The sequence below is a fragment of the Agrobacterium vitis genome, from assembly GCF_013337045.2.
In the GTDB taxonomy this organism is placed as follows: domain Bacteria; phylum Pseudomonadota; class Alphaproteobacteria; order Rhizobiales; family Rhizobiaceae; genus Allorhizobium; species Allorhizobium vitis_B.
The window spans coordinates 84,738-106,145 of sequence record NZ_CP118259.1; the positions used below are offsets into that span (position 1 = coordinate 84,738).

Here is a 21,408-nt window from a genome sequence, read left to right on the forward strand (position 1 = left end):
ACCTTTCCACATTGATGGCCCGTGACGAAATGTATCGGGCATTCTTCTTCCCTTGAATCGGTAATCGGAGACTAGGCAAACCGCAAGCCCGCAGCCCATCCCCCGACAGATCGATAGTGGAAAAACATCATTATAAAGCCCAGCGAGCCGCTCGCGACGGTTCTGGTTCCAGTTCGGTCCACCCTTTCAGCCGGATACACATCGCCGTCTTCTCAGCGCGGCGGGCAGCGTTGCCTGCTCTTTTCAACCGGCGACAGGTCTGCTAACCTTTTGACGTTTACGCGAACGTCAATTCTTCGAGGCCCAAATGGCTCTTCCAGATATCCTGTCTCGTCACCTCAGACTTCCGGTGATTGCATCGCCTTTGTTCATCATTTCGCATCCGCGCCTGACGCTGGCGCAGTGCAAGGCAGGTGTGGTTGGCGCGTTCCCTGCGTTGAACGCCCGGCCTGAAGCGCAGTTGGACGAATGGCTGGATGAGATTACGCAGGAGCTTGCCGCCCATGACCGCGCAAATCCCGAGCGTCCGGCAGCGCCGTTCGCCGTCAACCAGATCGTTCATGGCTCCAACAAACGGCTGGAGCACGACCTGGGCATGTGCGTCAAATACAAGGTGCCGATCGTCATCTCTTCGCTGGGCGCCGTGCCGGAGGTGAATGCTGCCATCCACTCCTATGGCGGTATCGTGCTGCATGACGTGATCAACAATCGCCATGCCCATTCGGCGATCCGCAAAGGCGCTGACGGCCTGATCGCGGTTGCCGCCGGGGCTGGCGGCCATGCGGGAACGTTGTCACCCTTCGCGCTTATCCAGGAAATCCGCGAATGGTTCGACGGGCCTTTGCTGCTTGCCGGTTCGATCTCGACCGGCGGCGCCATTCTTGCTGCTCAAGCAGCCGGTGCCGACATGGCCTATATCGGTTCGCCCTTCATTGCCACGCAAGAGGCGCGGGCGCCGGATGCCTACAAGCAGGCTCTCGTTGAGGCCAGTGCCACCGATATCGTCTACTCTAACTATTTTACCGGCATTCACGGCAATTACCTGCGCTCCTCCATCGTAGCCGCAGGTCTGGACCCGGACAAGCTGCCGGAGGCAGATCCCAGCAAGATGGATTTCGGCAGCGCCGTCACCGGCGCCAAGGCCTGGAAGGACATCTGGGGCTGCGGTCAAGGCATCGGTGCCATCAAGGCCGTGGAGCCTGTTGCTGCATTGGTGGATCGGCTGGACACGGAATATCGCGCCGCCCGGGACAGGATCTGCGGAAAAGTGTAACACATACCAAAAGGCATCTTGAAATCTGCGATATTTGCCTGTATCCACCCGCACACATCGCAGGCCGGTCTTCGGCCTCGCGTGCCGCTTTAGCTCAGGTGGTAGAGCACATCATTCGTAATGATGGGGTCGCAGGTTCGAGTCCTGCAAGCGGCACCATTTTCCCTAATGAATTCATAGGGCTATGGTGTTTGCGAAGACGTATGTCTTCGCTTTCCAAATTGGCGCAACCACAGCGGAACCTATAGAAGGCGGCCAGGACCGCTTTGTGTCCTCGGGTGACGGTGGAGGCTGTGACCTGGTAAACCTCAGGAAAACCAGTGCATAGATCCAAACGGAGGCTTTAGCCGAGTTTGGAAAAATCGATGCATAAACAAAAGACGAGTGAACGACAGCATGAGCGAAGTGAATGCGTCAGTGCACTAGGAGAGTTCTTGGCCGCTCGTAAGTGGAACTTTCCATCAGTGATGCAGCTGTCCTGCGGTCAGGTTGTTCCACGCCCACCAGCGGTCATGTTGGTCGTTTGCGCTCATGTCGACATCATTTCGGAACTTTACGACCTCCAGCGCGGTTATTTTTTCAAATCAGCAAAAGGAGATGTTTCATGCCCCGTGGTGACAAATCCGCTTATACCGACAAGCAAAAACGCAAGGCCGAACATATCGAAGAAAGTTACGAAAGCCGTGGCGTGCCCGAAAAGGAAGCGCAAAGCCGCGCCTGGGCGACGGTGAACAAAGAAAGCGGTGGCGGCAACAAGTCTGGCTCAGGTCGGGGCCACCCCGAAAGCCACGCAGCCTCGCAAAAAGGTGGACGCGAGGGTGGCAAGGCGTCTGCTGCAAGAACCAGGGAAGAACGATCTGCCTCCGCAAAGAAGGCCGCAGCGACCCGTAAACATAATGAGCAGCATGCCCATCATTGACCGTCACAGCGCCGTGCGTTTCAGGAAGCGAACGGCGCTTTAACCATTTATAGTTGTTGCCTAATTTATCCTTGAGTCGAGTCTGATCTCAGGAGTTGTGCAACAGAGCCTGTCAGGTTGCAATCGATCTTGCAGCCTTTTCAAAAGCCTCGGCCCAGAGACCAAGCGCTTCCTCCTTATGCCGGGCGGAAAGATAATACCGACCGAACTGGCTATACATCGACATCACGCCGTTGCGCCGCAGTTCTGTATGAAGTCTGGCGGTAAAATTCTTGTCGGACCGCTGTGCCGCTTCCTGGTAGGTCGAGGGCGGCGTCTTGCCGCGCCAGAGGGTAAAGACGGTGCCATAGCCGCTCGCACAGATGTCGATGCCTGCATTGTTGAAGGCATGGATCGCATGCGCCTGCAGGTCTGTTCCCACCTTTTCGAGCGCGCCGTAATCGACGGTATCGATGACGCTCATCGCCGCTTTCACGGCCGCACAGGCGACCGGATTACCGTTATAGGTGCCGGCGCGGTTGACGCGACGGTCCTCAAAGGCTGCCATGACCTCCGGCGTGCCGAGCAAAGCTGCGACGGCAACGCCGTTGCCAATTGCCTTGCCCACCGTGGCAAGATCCGGATGGATACCCATCAGATGGCTTGCCAGGCCACCGTGGAGCCGAAAGCCCATCAGCACTTCGTCCATGATCACTAACGCACCATGCTGGTGGGCAATCGAGGCGACGTGTTGCAGATATCCGGGATCGGCGAGAATACATCCTGCATTGGCCATCATCGGCTCCAGGACGATAGCGGCGATGTCATCACATTCCTCAAACAGCAGTTCGACATCCTGCCGATCGTTGAAGCGAAGCAGTAAGGTATTACCGTTCGATGGCCGCTCATTCGCCGCCATCTTCGCTTCGGGCGCGCCAGCATTGCCGAAAGCCACGTCGTCAAACCAGCCGTCATAACCGGCAGCCATCTTGACGATTTTTTGCCGGCCGGTCAGCGCGCGCGCCGTCCGGCAGGCGAGATGCACCGCCTCGCTGCCGGAGTTGAGAAAGATGACCTTGGTCAGATCCCCGCTATGGGCAGCAAGGGCTGCTGCCGCTTCCTCTTCAAGGGCGTGGGCATAGGCTGGCATCGAGCCTTTGCTCAAGGCTTCGCGGATGGCTTCGGTGACGATGGGATCGGTATGTCCGAGGAACGTCGCGCCAAAACCAAGGGCCGTATCGACATATCGCCGACCGTCTTCGTCCCAGACATACGGCCCCTGTGCGTTGGCAACGAGAAACCTCTTCCCGTCCAGATCGGGAACTTCACGTCCGCCGCTGGATATACCGCAAACCAGATGTTGCATCATTAAACTCCAAACAGGCTTGGAAGCCATTCGGTCAGGATGGGGAAAGCGACAAGCGCCGCGACACAAACCACGCTGGCAATCCAATAGGGAACCAGCCATTTCGAGACCGACCACATGTCGATTTTTGCGACATTGCAGACGACGAAGATGTTGGTGCCAATCGGCGGGGTAAACAGGCCGATGCCAAGCGTCATGGTGAAGACGATGCCGGTCTGATAGGGCGTCATGCCCGCCGCCAGGGCGATCGGCACCAGTATAGGCGCCAGAATGATCAGCGCTGGCCCAAGATCGAGCCAGAAGCCGACGACTTTCAGCAATACCAGCACCAGGATAATGGTGACGAGCGGTGTCGTATGCAGGCCGGTAATCCAGGCTGCGGCATTGGCCGGCACCTGTTCGACCGTCAGAATCCAGCCAAACGGTGTGGCGAGCGCCATGATCATCATGATCACGCCGGTTGTTGCCACGGCAGCCGACGCCGCTGAATAGAGCGACCGCAGTGGAAGCTCCCGGTAGACGAAGATTCCAACCAGGAACGAATAGACGACGGCAAGCGCCGAGGCTTCCGTGGCGGTGGCGATGCCGCCGATGATCGAGCCCAGCACCAGCACCGGCATCAGCAGGGCGGGGAGAGCGCCAAGCGCATCCCTGCCAATTTCACCCCATTGCGCGGGTGTTTCATTGCGCGGAAAATTATGGCGCTTGGCGACAATGTAGGATGTGACCATGAATGTCACCGCGATGAACAGGCCTGGCAGCAGGGCTGCCACCAGCAGGCCGCCGATGGAGGTGTTCGTCAGCACGCCATAGAGGATCAGAATGACGCTCTGCGGTCCGATAATGCCAAGGGTTCCCGAGGCGGCGGTGACGGCTGCGGCAAAGGCTTTCGGATAGCCACGCTCGGCCATGGCGGGGATCATGATCGATCCGACCGCGCCGGTATCGGCGGTCGCCGAGCCGCTGATGCCCCCATAGACGAGGGCCGTTGCAACATTGACGAGGCCAAGGCCGCCGGTAATGCGACCGAAAACATGTTCCGCGACCCGCATGATCCGGGTGGTCAACCCACCGCGATTCATCAATTCCCCGGCGAAGAGAAACAGAGGAATGGCCGCGAGCGTGATCGCATCGGCACCGCGGATCGTCTGCTGTGCAAACCAGGCGAAGGGCAGGCCGAGATGGCCGGCATAGATCGTCAGCAGGCTGGCTACGCCCATGCACCATGCAATGGGAACGCCGATCAGCAGCAGAAAGGAAAAGCTGAGGATAAGGACGGCAACGGTCATCGCAATGATCCCTCCTGTGGCTTTTCCGGCAATGGACGAACCCTGTGGGAAAGGCGGTAGAGCGCAATGCAGACGGCTGCGACACCAAGAATGAGGATGGTCGCGGTGATCACCCCGGTCGGCATGCGCAGGACGGATGTCGGCACCTTCCACGAGCGCTGCCAGACTGCCCAGCCACTGATGACGAAAGCCAGCCCCATGGTCAGAAGCGCCAAGTTGGCGATGGCATTGAAGGCGGCCCGCAGACCGGGCGGGGCGCTGTGCTTAAAGGCTTCGAAAGCGACGTTTTCACCGCGCACTTCGGCATTGATCAACCCGATGAAGATGATCCAGATGAACGCGATCCCCGCGACTTCAAAGGACCATTCGAAACCGCCCAAACCGAAATAGCGGGCAATCACGCCAAGCAGGGTTGAGACGAACATGACGATGAAGGCCAGCACACCCGCAAACTCGAAGATGCGCTTCAACCACCCCCACCCGCCGGGTGAGGGGTTTTCTGAAAACTGATCCATGGATGGACCTCAGTTCGCGCTTGCGGCTTGTTTCACTGCCGACACCAGATCGCTGCCCCATTCTTTCGAGAATTGGGCGTAGACCGGCGAGACCAGCGCGACAAACGGTGCGGTATCCACTTTCGTCACCTTGACGCCCTTGCCCTCGAGCTTCTTCTGGGTGTCGGCATAGGCCTTGTCTAGCGCGCTGCGATACCAGATGACGGTGTCTGTCGCCGCCTTCTTCACGGCGGCCTGTTCGTCAGGCGTCAGCGAATCCAGCTTGTCCTTGTTCATGTACCACCAGTTGGCGGTCCAGATGTAATTGGAGATCGACAGGTCCTTGGCGACCTCGTACCATTTGGAGTCCCAGTAATCGCGCATTTCAGGCTCAACGGCAGCAACGACATGCGATTGCAGCGCTGTATAAACCTGACCGAAAGGAATGGATTCCGCCAAGGCGCCAAGCTGCTTCATGGTGGCCAGAATGACGGGATTGGGAGGCGTGCGAATTTTTACGCCGGCCAGATCCGCAGGCTTTTCAATGGGCTTGCTGGTGGCGAACTGGCGAAAGCCGGAGTCGAGCACGCCGAGCATCACATAGCCGCGCTCCTCGCCGAGGCGTTGGATCTTCTGGCCTTGTTCGCCATCGAGAAATGCGTGAACGTTTGATGCGTCCTTGAACAGGAACGGCAGCGACAGCACGTTGAGGCGTGGATCGATGGCATCGACCGCACCGCCAAGACCGATGTCGATCGAGCCTGCACCGACGCCATCGGCGATTGGCCCTTCGTCGCCCAGTTGGGCGTTCGGGAAGATCTGAACCTTGACCGATCCCTTGGTATTCTCACCAACTTCCGTTGCGAATTTTTGAACTGCTTCATTGATCAGGCTTTCAGGCGCCGAAGCATGCGCCAGCCGCAATGTTGTTTCAGCATTGGCGGTGCTGGACCAAAGGCTGGAAAGACCAAGTACGGTGCCGAGCATGATGGCGTGCAGCCGGCTGCTTTTGTTGAGAGTGAACATGAATTCCCCTTTACGTTCTTCTTGTGTTGACGCAGCATGAGAATAATTGTCATTGCGCGGCTGAAAATGACAATTTTATTATTGATGCATAAGCGCCGCTGATAGCAGCCGTTTTCTGGAGCGGTTGCGCCTTGAGAGATAGGAAGCGTTTCGACGGTCGACTGGTCAATGGCGGAGCAGAATGCGCAATCTCGATAGCGACGCACTGGCAAGCTTTGTAGCTGTTGCCGAGACAGGCAGTTTCACGGCGGCGGCGGAACGGCTGGGGCGCACGCAGGCAGCGGTCAGCATGGCGATCGGCAAATGGGAGGAGCGTCTTGATCTGCGGTTGTTCGATCGCGGGCATCGCCGGGTCACCTTGACGCCGATCGGGGAAAGGTTGCTTGGCTATGCGCGGCGCATACGGGCAATCGAGGATGAAGCCCTGGCCACGCTGCTTGAAGGCCGCAATGAAAGCCGCGTTCGGCTCGGCATGCCCGATGACTACCTGACACTGTTCGGCACGGCGCTGATGCAGCGTTTTGCGCCACAGCATCCCAAGGTCAATCTGGACCTGCAATATGATTTCTCTCACCATCTGGAAGGCATGGTTGAAAGCCGGGAGCTGGACATTGCCATCATAACGCAAAGTCCGGCCGAGCCTAAGGGGGAGTTGATCCGCCTGGAACGGCAGGTTTGGTGCGCGGCCCCAAACCGTTACCCGGAACAGAGCAGTACGGTTCAACTGGCGCTTTTTCCGGACGGCTGCCGGTCCCGGCCACAGGTTCTGGCAGCGCTGGATCGTGCAGATCGTCGCTGGCGGATTGTTTATTCGTCATCAGATATCGCTGGAATTCAGCTGGCGGTTCATTCGGGAGACCTGTTGACGGTCCTGCCGGAGACGGCGGTGCCTGCGAACTGGCGCAAGCTGGGGGTTGATGATGGTCTGCCGGAACTGCCGATCTTGCGGCTGGCAATGGTTCTGCCCCAGCAACCGCGCCTGCCGGTCAGGCAATTGGCGACGTTCCTGCGTGCAGAATTCCAGCATTCTCTTTCTACCGCATAATGCCTTGAACCAGCGTCACCTTGGAACAACCAAATGATCTCCAATGCACTTGCCTCCATGCTGGCACGGCGCAACATCCACTATGGCTGGATCGTTGTCGCAGCAACCTTTCTCACCATGCTGGTCACGGCAGGTGCCATGGGCGCCCCAGGCGTGCTCATCAAGCCACTTCAGGATGAGTTTGGCTGGGAGACCTCGCAGATTTCTTCAGCGCTTGCCGTACGGCTGGTGCTGTTTGGCTTGATGGGGCCGTTCTCGGCGGCGTTCATGAATTATTTCGGCGTTCGCAAAGTCATCGTTTTCGCAATGATCCTGATTTCCAGCGGCTTCATTGGGTCATTGTTCATGACCAAGATCTGGCAGCTTCTGGTGCTTTGGGGCGTGGTCGTCGGCCTTGGTACAGGACTGACGGCCATGGTGCTCGCCGCTACCGTTTCGGCCCGCTGGTTCACCAGGCATCGCGGCCTCGTCGTCGGCATGCTCTCGGCAAGCTCTGCTACCGGTCAACTGGTTTTCCTGCCGCTGATGGCGCAATTGACGGAAAGCTATGGCTGGCGAATGACAGTGTTTTTCGTTTGCGGCATGATCTTGCTGGCTGCACTCGTCGTGCTGGCGGTTATGCGCGACCGTCCCTCCGATCTCAACCTGCCCTCTTTTGGGGAGGAGCAGGTGATACCGCCACCGCCACAGACCGGCGGCCTGCTGACAATGCTGGCAACACCCGTTTCCGTGCTCAGGGAGGTGTCAAAGACGTCCACCTTCTGGATTCTGTTTGCGACATTCTTCATCTGCGGTCTCAGCACAAATGGCCTGATCCAGACGCATTTCGTCACGCTCTGCGGCGATTTCGGCATTCTGCCGGTGGCCGCCGCCAGTGTGCTTGCGGTGATGGGCATTTTCGACTTCTTTGGAACGATCGGCTCCGGCTGGCTCTCTGATCGCTTCGACAATCGCTGGCTGCTCTTCTGGTATTATGGCCTGCGCGGCCTGTCTTTGCTCTTCCTGCCGTTCAGCGATTTCAGCTTCTACGGACTGTCGATCTTTGCTGTCTTCTACGGCCTGGACTGGATTGCCACCGTGCCCCCAACCGTGAAGATCGCCGCCGACCGCTTCGGTCGTGAAAAAGCAGGTATCGTTTTCGGCTGGGTCTTTACCGGTCATCAATTGGGCGCTGCGACCGCAGCCTATGGTGCCGGTCTGTCACGCACGCAGTTGCAGAGCTATTTACCCGCTTTCTTCATCGCCGGAGCTTTCTGCTTGCTGGCCTCGATCCTGGCGATTACCCTGGAGAAAACCGGTCGTTCAGCGCCCTCGGCAGCCCATTGAGACGAGGAGCCATTGTCAGGGAAAAGGAGAGGCTGTTTTCCTGAAAGGACAAATGGCAATAAAAGATCCAGAAGCTCTCCGTTTCAAATAGGCCGGTCGATAAAAATCGAATCATTGATTTAGCTGAATGCATACCTGGCTATGATAAATTCCTCCCGGATAGAGTGTGAGGATCAAGTATGATTGTTCAACTTAATACCTCGGTTCCTTCTGCGGGGGCGGCAAAAGAAGATACGGCCAGCCCATTTCAAGAGGGAGCCGTGTTGCCGGAGACCCTAAGTCTTGCCGAGCGGGAGACCTATAATCTGGCGATTGATGCGCGAAATGGCGACAATGTTCTGGATAAGGTCATTCTGAACGTCGTACAGCCTCCCGCTCTCGTGTTGTTTGCCCTCCTGGATGCGGGCCGGGTCTTCCCGGATGTGCCTCTGCCCCAGGCGCAGGATGCGTATGATCGCATGGCTGATACGACGGAGGTCGAGGCGCCTGATGTTGGCGACAGCTCGAAAAATCAACAGGGAGCCAAAACCGCCAAGACTGACAGCGGCTTTGCCGCCAGTGGAAGCAATGCAATCGCCTCGCCCATTGCTGCCGGGACATCCTCCGCATCATCGACTGTCTCGACCTCGGCACCGTCGATTACCGCCTGATCCCACAGGTCCGACTTAAGGCCCGTGCGCCCTAACGTTAACATGCGCCCTAACGACAGTATTCAGGTCTCTGTACCTGGATGCTAGATCGTCCGTTTGGACGCTCTCCATCTTGCATGGATGGCAGCGCTTGATAGCGCAAGCACCGCGCCTCGCACAATTTCCCGACTTGAGATATGTCAATGCCGACCACCCGGCAATCGCGTTTTATCGCCCCGACGTTACCCCAGTATTCACCGGTGAGTTTGGTGCCATGGGGGTAAATTATGAAAATAACATAAGATGTTACAATTGACGTGTTTATGCCTGACCGGGCGAAAAAGCGTTGGTGCGGGCCAAAGTATCCCTTCCGGGCAAGCCTGACGATAGAGGAGATGGATTTCCGATGTTGCGTGATCGTATTCGCTACAGGCCTCTGATGGACAAGCTGGTCACAGCCGACGAAGCCGCCGCCATGATTGAAGACGGCATGACCATCGGCATGAGCGGCTTTACCCGCGCCGGTGAAGCCAAGGCGGTGCCGATGGCGCTGGCGGAGCGGGCTCGCAAGCATCCTTTGAAAATCACCCTGATGACCGGCGCGTCGCTGGGCAATGATCTCGACAAGACGCTTGTCGAAGCCCATGTTGTGTCGCGGCGCATGCCGTTTCAGGCCGATCCGGCGCTGCGCAAGGCGATCAATGCCGGCGAGGTGATGTTCATTGATCAGCATCTTTCGGAAACGGTCGAACAATTGCGCACCGGTCAGATCGCGCCGGTCGATATTGCCATCATTGAGGCGGTGGCCATTACCGAGCATGGTGGCATTGTGCCGACCACATCGGTTGGCAATTCCGCCAGTTTTGCCATCCTCGCCAAGAAAGTGATCATCGAGCTGAACCTGTCGCAGCCGATCACGCTGGAAGGCCTGCATGACATCTATATCCCGTCGCGGCGCCCGGCCCGCATGCCGATCCCCGTTGTGACGCCGGAAAGCCGTGTCGGACTGCCCTATATTTCCATTCCTCCGGAAAAAATTGCCGCCATTGTCGTCTCGGAAAAACAGGACAGCTCGGCCCCCATTCAGCCGCCGGACGAGGATACCAAGGCCATTGCCGGCCACCTGATCGAGCTTTTGCTCAACGAAGTGCGCCAAGGCCGGATGGGCTATGATCTCCAGCCCTTGCAGGCCGGGATCGGCACCATTGCCAATGCCGTCTTGCATGGCTTTATCGATACACCGTTTCATGACTTGAAGATGTATTCGGAGGTCTTGCAGGATTCGACCTTCGAGTTGATCGATGCCGGCAAGATGACTTTTGCCTCTGCCTCGTCGATTACCCTGTCGGCGGAGATGTATCAGAAAGTCCTGCCAAAACTGGCTGAATACAAGCATCACCTCGTGCTGCGTCCGCAGGAAATCAGCAACCATCCGGAAGTCATCCGGCGGTTGGGGCTCATCTGCATCAATACGGCGCTTGAATTCGACCTCTACGGCAATGTCAATTCCACCCATGTTGGCGGCACGCAGATGATGAACGGCATCGGCGGATCTGGTGATTTTGCCCGCAATGCCTATCTGTCGATTTTCGTTACCAAGTCGATTGCCAAGAATGGAGCGATTTCCTCGGTTGTTCCGATGGTCAGCCATGTCGATCACACCGAACACGACGTCGATATTCTCATCACCGAACAGGGGCTGGCCGATCTGCGGGGCCTGGCGCCGCGCGAAAGGGCGCGGCTGGTGATCGACAATTGCGTGCATCCAGATTACCGCGACCAGCTTGCCGATTATTATCAGAGGGCGCTCGAGCGTGGCGGTCATACGCCTCACATTCTCGAAGAAGCGTTTTCCTGGCATCAATCGATGCGTGAGACAGGAACCATGCGCAGATAAATTTGACTGGTATCAAACTTCTAATGACGATAAACCGGTTTCGACACCAGAGCCGGGCTGCATGATGCTGACCCGGGACGGATATAGACCGGACCCGACCATGATCAAGCCGCATGCCGACCTATCCGCCCCATCTCTTCCTGAAAAGCAGAACATCACAGTTCTTCCCCGCCGCTCAAGGCGGCGTGGCCTCTCCATTTCCATGCGCTCAGTCACCCGGCCGCTCGCTATTATCATGCTCGGCGTGCTGTTGGTGGGCTGCGCGTCGCGGGCGGTGGGCGTGATGAAGCCGGTCGGCGCGGCGGTTAAGGCCGCCAATGCCAGCGAGGTCAATCTCCTGGCTGCGACGACCCGCGCGCCCTCCGAGGATAAATCGATCCTGTTTAGCGGCGAGCGCGGAACGGGTCTGTTGATTGATGCCGTCACCATTTCGATTCCTCCCGCCGCAAACCGCAAGATCGGCGAGGTTCAATGGCCAAAGAAACTGCCGCCGGATCCGCGTAAGGATTTCACGACTGTTGCCGTCCAGCCGATTCAGACCGACCAGCAGCGCCGGGCCTGGCTGAACACCCATGCAAAGGGCAAGCATCGCGTGCTGCTGTTTGTGCACGGGTTCAATAATACCTACGAGGATTCCGTCTATCGCTTTGCCCAGATCGTTCACGATTCAGGCACGGATGTGGTGCCGATGGTGTTTACCTGGCCGTCTCGCGCCAGTATTTTTGACTATAATTATGACAAGGAAAGCACCAATTATTCCCGCGATGCCCTGGAAGAGATGCTGACCCGCATGACCAGCGACCCGCAGGTCTCAGATGTGACCGTCATGGCGCATTCGATGGGATCGTGGCTTGCCGTCGAAGCGCTGCGGCAAATGGCCATCCGCCATGGCGGCGTCAATGCCAAGATTACCAATGTCATTCTTGCGTCTCCGGATCTGGATGTCGATGTGTTCGGCAAGCAGTTTCAGGCCTTGGGGCCAAAGCCACCACATTTCACCCTGTTCGTTTCGCAGGATGACCGGGCGCTGAGTATTTCCCGGCGCATTTCCGGCAATGTCGACCGGTTGGGACAGATCAATCCGGCCAATGAACCGTATCGAAGCGTGCTGGAAAAGGCTGGCATCACCGTTCTCGACCTGACCAAGCTGAAAACTGGCGATAGGCTGAACCACGGCAAGTTCGCCGAAAGCCCGGAAGTGGTGCGGCTGATCGGCGGACGGCTGATTGCCGGACAGACCGTCACGGATTCGCAGGTGGGTGTCGGCGAAGCCCTCGGTGCCGTCACCATCGGCGCCACCAACACGATCGGCCAGGCCGCCAGCACCGCAATCAGCGCGCCGATCATGATCTTCGACCCCCGGACCCGCCGAAACTATGGTGACCAGCTGAAAAAGCTTGGCGAAAGCGCTGGCTCGACGGTTACCTCCGTCGGTGACACAGTGCCACGGTGATGTCCGCCCTATAATTACCACCTTGAATCGATTTCGGTTTCAGGAATTATGCAGTAGATCGCCTTTTGCTTGAGGGACTGATCAGCCACGAACTGGAGGATGCCGCGATGAGATGGAAGCGGATGATGCAATTGTTCGATGTGCATTGCGAAGGCGAAATCGGCAAAGTGGCGATTGGTGGGGTTCCGAAAATTCCCGGCGATACGGTGGCCGATCAATTGCATTGGCTGAATACGGACCCGAAAGGCCGGGAGCTGCGGCATTTTCTGGTGTTGGAGCCACGCGGTGCGCCAATCGGCTCAGTCAATCTGCTGCTACCGGCCAAGGACAGCCAAGCGGATGCCGCCTTCATCATCCTTCAGCCGGATCAGGCCCATGCCAGTTCCGGCTCCAACTCGATCTGCGTCACCACGGCCCTGCTTGAAAGCGGCATGATCGAGATGCAGGAACCGGAAACGGTGGTGATGCTGGAAACCGCCGCCGGACTGGTCAAAGCCGTAGCTCAATGCAGGGACGGGCACTGCGACAGTGTCACCTTGACCATGGTGCCATCCTTCGTTCACGAACTGGACGCGCAGATTGCCACGGAGAGTTGGGGCGAGATTCGATTCGATCTCGCCTATGGCGGTGTGTTTTATGCGCTGGTGGACGTCCGCCAACTCAACCTGACCATCGAGCCGGGCAATGCCCGCCGTCTGGTGGAGGCGGGCATGCTGTTGAAGGGCGAGATTAATCAGCGCATACAGGTCGTCCATCCGGATATTCCGGCCATCTCCGGCGTCGCCTATGTGATGTTTCGCGATGAGGACCCGGACGGTGCCGTGCGGACCTGCACCACCATGTGGCCGGGCCGAGTGGACCGCTCCCCCTGCGGCACAGGCAATTCGGCCAATCTCGCCACATTGCATGCGCGTGGCCGGGTCAAGCCGGGTGATAGCTTTCTATCGCGTTCGATTATCGGTTCGCAGTTCACGGTCGGCCTGCAAGGCCTGACCACCGTTGCCGGTCGCTCCGCGGTCATTCCAACCATTACCGGACGCGGCTTTACCTATGGCATCCACCAGGTTGCCTTGGATGCCTTCGATCCGCTTGGAGGTGGCTTTGTGCTGACGGATGTCTGGGGTGCTGCGGCCGAAACCATCAAGATTTAAGAGCTGTGATGGTGCCCAGCTGGGGTCCTCCCGACATCGGGAATCTTAAAATGTGAGGGAGCGTCACAAACCCATCTATTCTTAAGGTTGTCAATTGTATTGAATACACCGTACTACAGTCTGCCAGCTTCATACTGAACTGGCTATCGCGTCACTTCTGTTGTTTTAGTTTGTCTTTTAGGGAAAGCCGGGCTGCAATTTTTCTAACAGTCTGTTCAAGAATTGCTGCTGGCCTGGCGAAAATGGTGATTTCGAGAACCGGAACGGAGCGTACTTAACGTACGTGAGTACCGGAAGCGCAGAAATTGCCATTTGCAGACCGCCAGCGGCGATTCTCGGACGGACTGTAAGGCAAGCTTTCTAAGTCTAGGGTTTTGGGTAGAGCAGCGGCAACCGGTTTTGGACACGATGCTACACCGTGGCAAAGCGAATTTCGGACGATTGGCAAAGCACATGGCGCTTTCGGCAAGGGGACGCAATGACATCGCAAGACACTGGTGATACTGGCATGTTTCTGGCCAAGGCGGATATTTTCACCAGCCTGACACAGGAAGAAGATAGGGCATGGTCGCAGCGCTGCACCATTGAGAGCGTTTCGGGTGGCACGATTGTCCTCGATTATGGCATCAGACCCGAAATTGTGCTCGTCGTCCTGTCTGGCGCTCTGCGTGCCACGCTGCGTGTTTCAGCCGGAAAGGAATTGTTTCTGGATATGATCGGCCCCGGCGGCACCATGGCAGAAATGGATGCGATACGCCCTGAAGGCTATAATCTTTGTCTGATGGCCACCACCGATGCGACGCTGGTTCGAATGCCTGTGGACGTCTTCAATGACATTATCGCTCAAAAACACACGGTCTGTTTGAGCCTGCTGTCCGTCTTGGTCCAGCGCATGCACGTCCTGCATGCCAGAATATGCGAGTTTTCTTATCTCGATGTCCGGCACCGCCTTTACACAACCTTGCTCCGATTGTCGAAACCCTGTGAGGACAAGCCTCAGCAGCGCATGATCTCTCCGGTGATCATTCATGCGGCTTTAGCCGAACATGTTGGCGCACGACGCGAAACCGTCTCACGCGAGATGTCGCGTCTGGTGCAGGATGGCGTGATCCAACGCACCCGCACTGCGATTGTCATCCGTCAACCCCATGAGCTATTGCGGCGCCTGTCGCAATTCGATTTTGCGTAAATTATTATTTTTCCCAATGGTTTAGGTTGAAATTCAAGGCGACGGTCCCTCCAGGATCTTGCCAGTTGCTCTAAAACAAGAAAAACTAAAATTTTAGCTTATTGCTTTAGTCAATTTCAGTGTGCTCCTGATACAAGCAAGGGCAATCGCTGAGACTTGGAGCGCTGACTTGGTTCTGCATGATGCAGACGGCTCCCTGCAAGGTCCAGCATGGAAAATGCAATCCTGACATGATGCTGCCCGAATGCGACAGTCCGCCCGACCGTTGCGGACGTGTTGTCATCAGGTCTGCCTGAGCGCTTGCGGATATCTCATGTCTCCCGGCTTTGAGATATTACCTTGCAAATTGAGTGGGTTACAGATTTTTGTGCACGTTTGACAAAGCATACAATTCTGTAACCAAGTGATGCGGTCCAGCGACAACCCTCAACGGAGGAAACCATGAGCATTCTGATCGTTGAAGACAATGCCACCAACGCGATGATCCTGAAACATCTGGCACGCAAGGTCGCCGATGATGAAATCATCGTGCAGGCCGATGCCAATGAGGCGCTGGTTCTGTGTCATCAAACGCTGTTCGATCTGTTGATCGTCGATCAAATTCTGCCGGGTATGAGCGGTTTGCAATTTGTCACCATGCTCCGCCAACTCGGTCGTTATGACCAGGTGCCGATCATCATGGTCACCGCCGACAATGAGCCGGGACTGCGCCAGGCCGCCCGGCAGGTCGGCATTACCGACTTTTTGACCAAGCCGGTTGAAGCCCTGGCCTTCCGCCAGTTGATCGCCAATTATCGCGGCGGCAGCGTGGCGGGTGAAGCGCGGGGCGCTGTGGTCCGATGAAAGGATATATCCTCGCCATCGCCCTGCTTTTTGCCTTGGCACCACGCGCCGAGGCACTCGACACGCCCAAGGGCGCAGTCATCCTGACCGTCGAAGGCAAGCTTTCCCACTCTAATAGCGGAGACAAGGCACTTTTCGATCTCGCCATGCTGGACGCCTTGCCAGGACGGACCGTGACGCTAGAGACGCCCTGGACGAAAAAAGCAGCCACCTATTCCGGTCCCTTGCTGCGCGCCGTTCTGGATGCCGCCGGCGCTGGACGGGGAGCCGTGACCATACGGGCGCTCAATGACTATTCGGCAGTCATTCCCCCAGAGGATGTAAACGCGCTCAACATTATCCTTGCTACACGCATGGACGGCGAAACCATGCCGGTGCGCGACAAGGGCCCGATGATGGTGATCTACCCATTCGACGAAGACAGCAGTCTCTATACGGAAACCTATTTCGCGCGCTCAGTTTGGCAAATCAAATCGCTCGAGGTTAGGTGATGCTGCTCGCTCCAGCCACGGCGCAAAAACGTCAAACGCAGCCAAAGACGACCATGATCCTGTTGATCCTGTCGGGTGTCTTGCTTCTGACATTTCTTCTGCTGTTCAAAGATCTATCGGACCGCTATCGCCTGCTGTTTGATGACATCAGGGAAAATGCAGTCTGGTCGATCTACCAATTGGACCGGGAAGCGCGCGCCCTCGATTATGTCCTGGTGGAAGCCAGCAACCAGGGTGCCAGCGACGAGAAGACTATCGCGCAAGTGTCTATGCGCTACGATATTCTCCTGTCCCGGATCAAGTTGGTCAATGATTCCAAATTCGGTAGCTATTTCAACAGTGACACGACGATATCAGGCCATTTGCAAAGCATCGGCGACATCATTCGGAAAATACAACCGGCTTTGGATAGAATTCAAACCGGCGTCGTGCCGGACACTCGACAGATTGAAGAGGTTAAGCGGGACCTGGATGTCTTGTGCGCGCAAACCAACGACCTGTTGATCTACACTAATTCCTACGTTGGCAATGAGCGTTCCACCATCCGCAGCGCCATGTTCGAGATGGAAAAGACCTCGGCCATTATGCTCGGTCTGTTGATGGCATCGGTGATCTTTCTCGTCGTCACGTTGCACCGCCAGCTCAAGTCGGTCCGCGAGACCAGCCGTCGCTTGGAAACCATGACCAGGGAACTATCGGATGCCTATGAGGCCGCCGATTCCGGCAACCGGGCCAAGTCACAGTTCATGGCGACCATGGGCCACGAAATCCGCACACCGCTCAATGCCATCCTGGGCATGGCCGAATTGCTGGAATATTCGCAGCTGCCATCCGATGCCCTGCAAAGTGTCAAGACCATCCGCTCATCCGGCGAAGCGTTGCTGGAAGTGATCAACGAGATCCTGGATTATTCCAAGATCGAGCATGGCAAGCTGGAGCTGGAAGAGCGCGCCGTCGATATCTCCAGCCTGGCGGAAAACACCATCAGCATCATGCAGGGTCGTTCCGACGATCAGGACAACCAGTTGGTGCTGGATATTCCGGTGTCTCTCGATGCACTTTACGTACGCACCGATCCAACCCGCCTGCGCCAGGTTCTGCTTAATCTGCTCAGCAATGCCATCAAATTCACCCAGAACGGTGTCGTGACGCTGCGGCTGCGCGAATTCTATCGCGGTAGCGCGTTGATGTTGCGGTTCGAGGTGGAAGATACCGGCATCGGCATCGATGAGACGGGGCTTGCCAAATTGTTCAAGCCATTTTCGCAGGTCGATGCCAGCATCAGCCGCAAATATGGCGGCACCGGGCTCGGGCTGACAATCTGCAAGCAGATTGTTGAGAAGCTGGGTGGCGAACTGGGCATGAGCAGCACGGTTGGGGTTGGCAGCATATTCTGGTTCGAATTGCCGGTCATGGCAGCTGGAAAGGACGATGTCCGCCAGAATGCCCGCCACAGCAGTGCGGATCTGCCCCGCCTGAAGATCCTTCTGGTGGAGGATAACCGGGTCAACCAGCAGGTTGCCAGCCGTTTCCTGTCAAAACTCGGCCAGGATGTGGTTGTGGCTGGCGATGGCGCCCAGGCGGTCGCCCGCACCGAGCGGGAAGTCTTCGATCTGATCCTGATGGATATGCAAATGCCGGTCATGGACGGTATCGAGGCGACCCGCCATATCATCGAGCGCGGCGGGGCTTCCGCCTTGACCCCTGTTGTTGCCATGACCGCAAATGCTTCTGACGATGATCGCCGTCGGTGCCGCGCTGCCGGCATGGTGGGATTTGAATCCAAACCCGTGACCATGAACCGCCTGCGCGACCTCATTCTCAGCTTTGCACCGGTGGAACGTGAGCAGGCCTCGGCTGACGGGCCGGTTGAGACCAAGCCTCAGCAAGACAGTGTGTTTGACCATAGCCCACTGACGCTGCAACAGCATCTTGACGAGATGAACGGGCTTGATGAAGCGCGCCACGACGAACTGGTCGAAGCTCTAGGGGAAGAGGTCTATCAGGAGTTGATTGAATCATTCTTTGACGACGCCGCCCAGCTGCTAGGCGAATTGCACAATGCCATGGCCCAGCGCAATCCCCGCGAAATTGATCGCGTGCTTCACACAATTAAGGGCGCGGCCGTTAATGTCGGATTGAACGATATTGCTGGTTTTGCCCATGCGTTGAGAGTTCAGCAGCCAACGCCGGACGCTGTTCACAGGTTGACGCAAGAGGTCGATTCGATGAAGCTTAAACTGGTGGGAGCATGAAACGACGTGATACTCTACAGCAAAGTCGATATGCTGAATACCTTATATACGTTTGATAAAACATACGATGCTGTAACGCCCCGAGAGAATGCTTGGGGAAACGTACGGGGCGCATTGAACCCCGCGGACAATTGAAACAAGTGGCCTGACGGTCGCGGAGGCTATAATGCGTATATTGCTGGTTGATGATAACAATACCAATTTGAAACTGCTGACGCGCCTGGTCAAGAAAATCGACCATTGCGAGCCCGTGGCCTTTTCAACCCCGGAAGAGGTGCTCTCCGCGCTGCCGGAGCTGGATTTCGATATTGCCATCATCGATTACCAGATGCCGGTCTATAACGGCGTCGAGCTTTACACAGAGATTGTCCGTTTCGAGAAATATGCCCAGGTGCCGGTCGTGTTCATCACCGCCGACAAGGATATGACAACGCGCATGGCGGCGTTGAATGCCGGGGCTATCGACTTCCTGACCAAGCCGGTCAACCCGATCGAATTCCAGGCCCGCATCCACAATATCGTCAGTCTGTCGATTGCCCGTCGCCAACTGGCCGACCAGGCCGAATGGCTGCGGCGCGAAGTGGACAGGGCTGTGGGCGAGCTGCGGCAGCGCGAACAGGAAATCATTGAGCGCCTGACGTTGGCAGCGGGCTACAAGGACCCGGATACATCCCGTCACACACTGCGGGTTGCCGCCTATGCGCAGGCCATCGCCCGCGAAATGGGATTACCGGAACAGTTCTGCACCGATCTGAAGCTGGCAGCGCCGATGCATGATATCGGCAAGGTCGCCATGCCTGATACGGTTTTGCTCAAGCAGGGCCGGTTGACCGAATCCGAATATCGCCAGATGCAGTCTCATGCCCAGATCGGCAGCGACATTCTCGCCCAATCGCATTCTTCGCTGCTCCAGCTTGCCGCTGAAATCGCCGCCAGCCACCATGAACGCTGGGATGGGCAAGGCTATCCCAATCGCCTGGTAGGCGACGCCATTCCCCTGTCCGGCCGGATCGTTTGTATTGCCGACAATTTCGACGCCCTGACCACCGAGCGCCCCTATAAGCCTGCCTGGTCCTATGAACGGACTGTGGAACATGTGCTGGCGCGGGCTGGAAGTCAGTTTGATCCGGCTTGCGTTGCCGCATTCGAACGGGCGCTACCGGCAATCCGCGAGATCATTGAGACGGACCAGCGTGAACAGGCCGAGGAAGCGGCCAGAAAGGCCGCTGCCCCGCCATTGGACAAAATCGCCTGACGGCATTGCCGCGCTTGCCTCCAACGCTGAACATGGTATTTCCAGCACAGATATAGGGCGCAAGCAGTTTGCAGCGCCGCCAAGCCTGATACTCGCCGGAGATCTGCCATGCGCTCGCTTACCATTCGCCGCCCTGATGACTGGCACCTGCATCTCCGCGACGGCGCCATGCTGGAAGGTGTGATCGGCGATACCAGCCGCCACTTTGCCCGCGCCATCATCATGCCCAACCTTGTGCCACCGGTGGTGACGACAGCGGATGCAGAGGCTTATCGGCAGCGTATTCTGGCTGCCGTGCCGAAAGGCGATCGCTTCGAGCCGCTGATGACCCTTTACCTGACCGAGCAGACCAGCCCTGATGATGTCGAGGAGGGCAAGACAACCGGACTGATCACGGCGGTGAAGCTCTATCCGGCTGGCGCCACCACCAATTCGCATGGCGGGGTGCGCGATCTCGACAAGGCGATGCCAGTTCTGGAGCGGATGGCGAAAATCGGATTGCCGCTCTGTGTGCATGGTGAGGTCACGACGCCGGAGGTGGATATTTTCGATCGTGAGGCGGTATTTATCGACACCGTGCTTGATCCGCTACGCCGCCGTCTGCCCGAGTTGAAGGTGACGATGGAGCATGTCACCACATCCGACGGGATCGACTATATCCTCAGTGCCGATAGCAATCTGGCTGGTTCGATTACCACCCATCACCTGATCATCAACCGCAATGCTATTCTGGTTGGTGGCATCAGGCCGCATTATTATTGCCTGCCGGTTGCCAAGCGCGAAAGCCATCGCCTTGCCTTGCGCCGCGCAGCGACCTCCGCTGATGGCCGGTTTTTCCTTGGTACGGATTCGGCCCCGCATGTCGATCCCTTGAAGGAATGCGGCTGCGGCTGCGCGGGCATTTATACATCCATCAACACGATGAGCTGCCTTGCCCATGTGTTTGAGGAGGACGAGGCCCTCGACCGGCTGGAAGCCTTTGCCTCGCTCAACGGTCCGGCCTGGTATGGGCTTGCACCAAACGACGAGACAATAACCCTGGTCAGACGTGACGCACCTGTCGCCTTTCCGGCGAAGATCGAAACGGGTGCTGGACCGGTCACCGTTTTCGACCCGATGTTTCCAATCCATTGGGACGTCGAGGCGGCAATACAGGCTTGACCCGATGCGGATCATCCATCAAGTTGACGGTTATGATGGAGTAAGGAAAACTGAAATTTATCCTCCGCGACGCTTTTAAGGCGAATATTGCCGTAAAAACCTATTCCTGGACTGGGTCCGGGCAGAAACGCGATCTGGGTATTTGATTGGTTTTCTGCTGTATGTCTCTCGAAATTGCGCAGTGGTTTCGGGAAAAAGGCATGTGAAAGCAAAGTCTTGTAGCATGTCAGGTGATCTCTCATCACGCGATATGCTACAGGGGGCGCCGGGTTCCACCTTATCCCCTCATACTCACGCGTTTCAGGGCAGACATGATGGTGGATTTCAGTTCTTTACTTCTCGCCCTGGGCGTTTCCACACTGTGTCT

18 protein-coding genes and 1 tRNA gene are annotated in these 21,408 nt (G+C 57.1%); 15 read left to right on the forward strand and 4 right to left on the reverse strand.

The window, feature by feature from the left end; genetic code table 11:
• The first annotated feature begins 307 nt into the window (after positions 1-307).
• The 3 genes from G6L01_RS00415 (at position 308) to G6L01_RS00425 (ending at position 2,192) form a co-directional block, all read left to right on the forward strand.
• Positions 308-1,273 (forward strand): NAD(P)H-dependent flavin oxidoreductase, encoded by a 966-nt coding sequence (locus G6L01_RS00415; protein ID WP_070163671.1) that lies wholly within the window; start codon positions 308-310, stop codon positions 1,271-1,273.
• Positions 1,274-1,356: 83 nt separating this feature from the next.
• Positions 1,357-1,432 (forward strand) — tRNA-Thr (locus G6L01_RS00420).
• Positions 1,433-1,877: 445 nt separating this feature from the next.
• Positions 1,878-2,192, forward strand: a complete 315-nt coding sequence (locus tag G6L01_RS00425) for a plasmid stabilization protein (protein WP_070163670.1) — start codon at positions 1,878-1,880, stop codon at positions 2,190-2,192.
• 112 nt (positions 2,193-2,304) lie between these two features.
• Here G6L01_RS00425 and G6L01_RS00430 read toward each other — a convergent pair whose 3' ends face one another.
• Genes G6L01_RS00430 through G6L01_RS00445 form a run of 4 tightly spaced genes read right to left on the reverse strand, consistent with a single transcriptional unit; the run spans position 2,305 to position 6,346 of the window.
• A complete protein-coding gene (locus tag G6L01_RS00430; RefSeq protein WP_345799418.1) occupies positions 2,305-3,540 on the reverse strand; it encodes an aspartate aminotransferase family protein in 1,236 nt (411 codons plus the stop codon).
• Positions 3,540-4,826 carry a TRAP transporter large permease gene (locus G6L01_RS00435; protein WP_070163669.1) on the reverse strand — a complete coding sequence of 429 codons (1,287 nt, stop codon included), beginning with the start codon at positions 4,824-4,826 and terminating at the stop codon, positions 3,540-3,542. Before G6L01_RS00435 ends, G6L01_RS00430 begins: the two co-directional genes overlap by 1 nt.
• The gene (locus G6L01_RS00440) at positions 4,823-5,341 is read right to left on the reverse strand and encodes a TRAP transporter small permease (RefSeq protein WP_070163668.1); all 519 of its coding nucleotides are present in this window, start codon (positions 5,339-5,341) and stop codon (positions 4,823-4,825) included. The genes G6L01_RS00435 and G6L01_RS00440 overlap by 4 nt, the downstream gene beginning before the upstream one ends.
• A gap of 9 nt (positions 5,342-5,350) precedes the next feature.
• On the reverse strand, positions 5,351-6,346 hold the full coding sequence (locus tag G6L01_RS00445) for a TRAP transporter substrate-binding protein (protein WP_070163667.1): 996 nt from the start codon (positions 6,344-6,346) through the stop codon (positions 5,351-5,353).
• A 181-nt stretch (positions 6,347-6,527) separates the two neighbouring features.
• Between G6L01_RS00445 and G6L01_RS00450 the strand changes: the two genes are divergently transcribed.
• The 12 genes from G6L01_RS00450 to pyrC all read left to right on the forward strand — a co-directional run bounded on the left by G6L01_RS00450 (position 6,528) and on the right by pyrC (position 21,041).
• On the forward strand, positions 6,528-7,391 hold the full coding sequence (locus G6L01_RS00450) for a LysR family transcriptional regulator (RefSeq protein ID WP_070163666.1): 864 nt from the start codon (positions 6,528-6,530) through the stop codon (positions 7,389-7,391).
• A gap of 33 nt (positions 7,392-7,424) precedes the next feature.
• Complete coding sequence (locus G6L01_RS00455; protein ID WP_070163665.1) at positions 7,425-8,717, forward strand: MFS transporter; 1,293 nt, start codon at positions 7,425-7,427, stop codon at positions 8,715-8,717.
• A 179-nt stretch (positions 8,718-8,896) separates the two neighbouring features.
• On the forward strand, positions 8,897-9,367 hold the full coding sequence (locus tag G6L01_RS00460; protein WP_070163664.1) for a hypothetical protein: 471 nt from the start codon (positions 8,897-8,899) through the stop codon (positions 9,365-9,367).
• Positions 9,368-9,752: 385 nt separating this feature from the next.
• A complete protein-coding gene (scpC, locus tag G6L01_RS00465; protein ID WP_070163663.1) occupies positions 9,753-11,243 on the forward strand; it encodes a succinyl-CoA:acetate CoA-transferase ScpC in 1,491 nt (496 codons plus the stop codon).
• 202 nt (positions 11,244-11,445) lie between these two features.
• Complete coding sequence (locus tag G6L01_RS00470; protein WP_070164027.1) at positions 11,446-12,696, forward strand: alpha/beta hydrolase; 1,251 nt, start codon at positions 11,446-11,448, stop codon at positions 12,694-12,696.
• A gap of 107 nt (positions 12,697-12,803) precedes the next feature.
• Positions 12,804-13,847: a proline racemase family protein gene (locus tag G6L01_RS00475; RefSeq protein WP_070164026.1), complete on the forward strand. Its 1,044-nt coding sequence runs from the start codon at positions 12,804-12,806 to the stop codon at positions 13,845-13,847.
• Between the two features lie 478 nt (positions 13,848-14,325).
• On the forward strand, positions 14,326-15,036 hold the full coding sequence (locus tag G6L01_RS00480) for a Crp/Fnr family transcriptional regulator (protein ID WP_081343963.1): 711 nt from the start codon (positions 14,326-14,328) through the stop codon (positions 15,034-15,036).
• Between the two features lie 441 nt (positions 15,037-15,477).
• Positions 15,478-15,879 (forward strand): response regulator, encoded by a 402-nt coding sequence (locus G6L01_RS00485; protein ID WP_060719587.1) that lies wholly within the window; start codon positions 15,478-15,480, stop codon positions 15,877-15,879.
• Positions 15,876-16,370: a putative pterin-binding protein gene (locus G6L01_RS00490; RefSeq protein WP_070163661.1), complete on the forward strand. Its 495-nt coding sequence runs from the start codon at positions 15,876-15,878 to the stop codon at positions 16,368-16,370. The genes G6L01_RS00485 and G6L01_RS00490 overlap by 4 nt, the downstream gene beginning before the upstream one ends.
• Entirely contained in the window at positions 16,370-18,625 is a 2,256-nt protein-coding gene (locus G6L01_RS00495; RefSeq protein ID WP_070163660.1) for an ATP-binding protein, read from the forward strand. The genes G6L01_RS00490 and G6L01_RS00495 overlap by 1 nt, the downstream gene beginning before the upstream one ends.
• A gap of 166 nt (positions 18,626-18,791) precedes the next feature.
• Entirely contained in the window at positions 18,792-19,880 is a 1,089-nt protein-coding gene (locus G6L01_RS00500) for an HD domain-containing phosphohydrolase (protein WP_070163659.1), read from the forward strand.
• 108 nt (positions 19,881-19,988) lie between these two features.
• Positions 19,989-21,041, forward strand: coding sequence for a dihydroorotase (pyrC, locus tag G6L01_RS00505; RefSeq protein WP_070163658.1), 1,053 nt, complete (start codon positions 19,989-19,991; stop codon positions 21,039-21,041).
• Positions 21,042-21,408 lie beyond the last annotated feature (367 nt).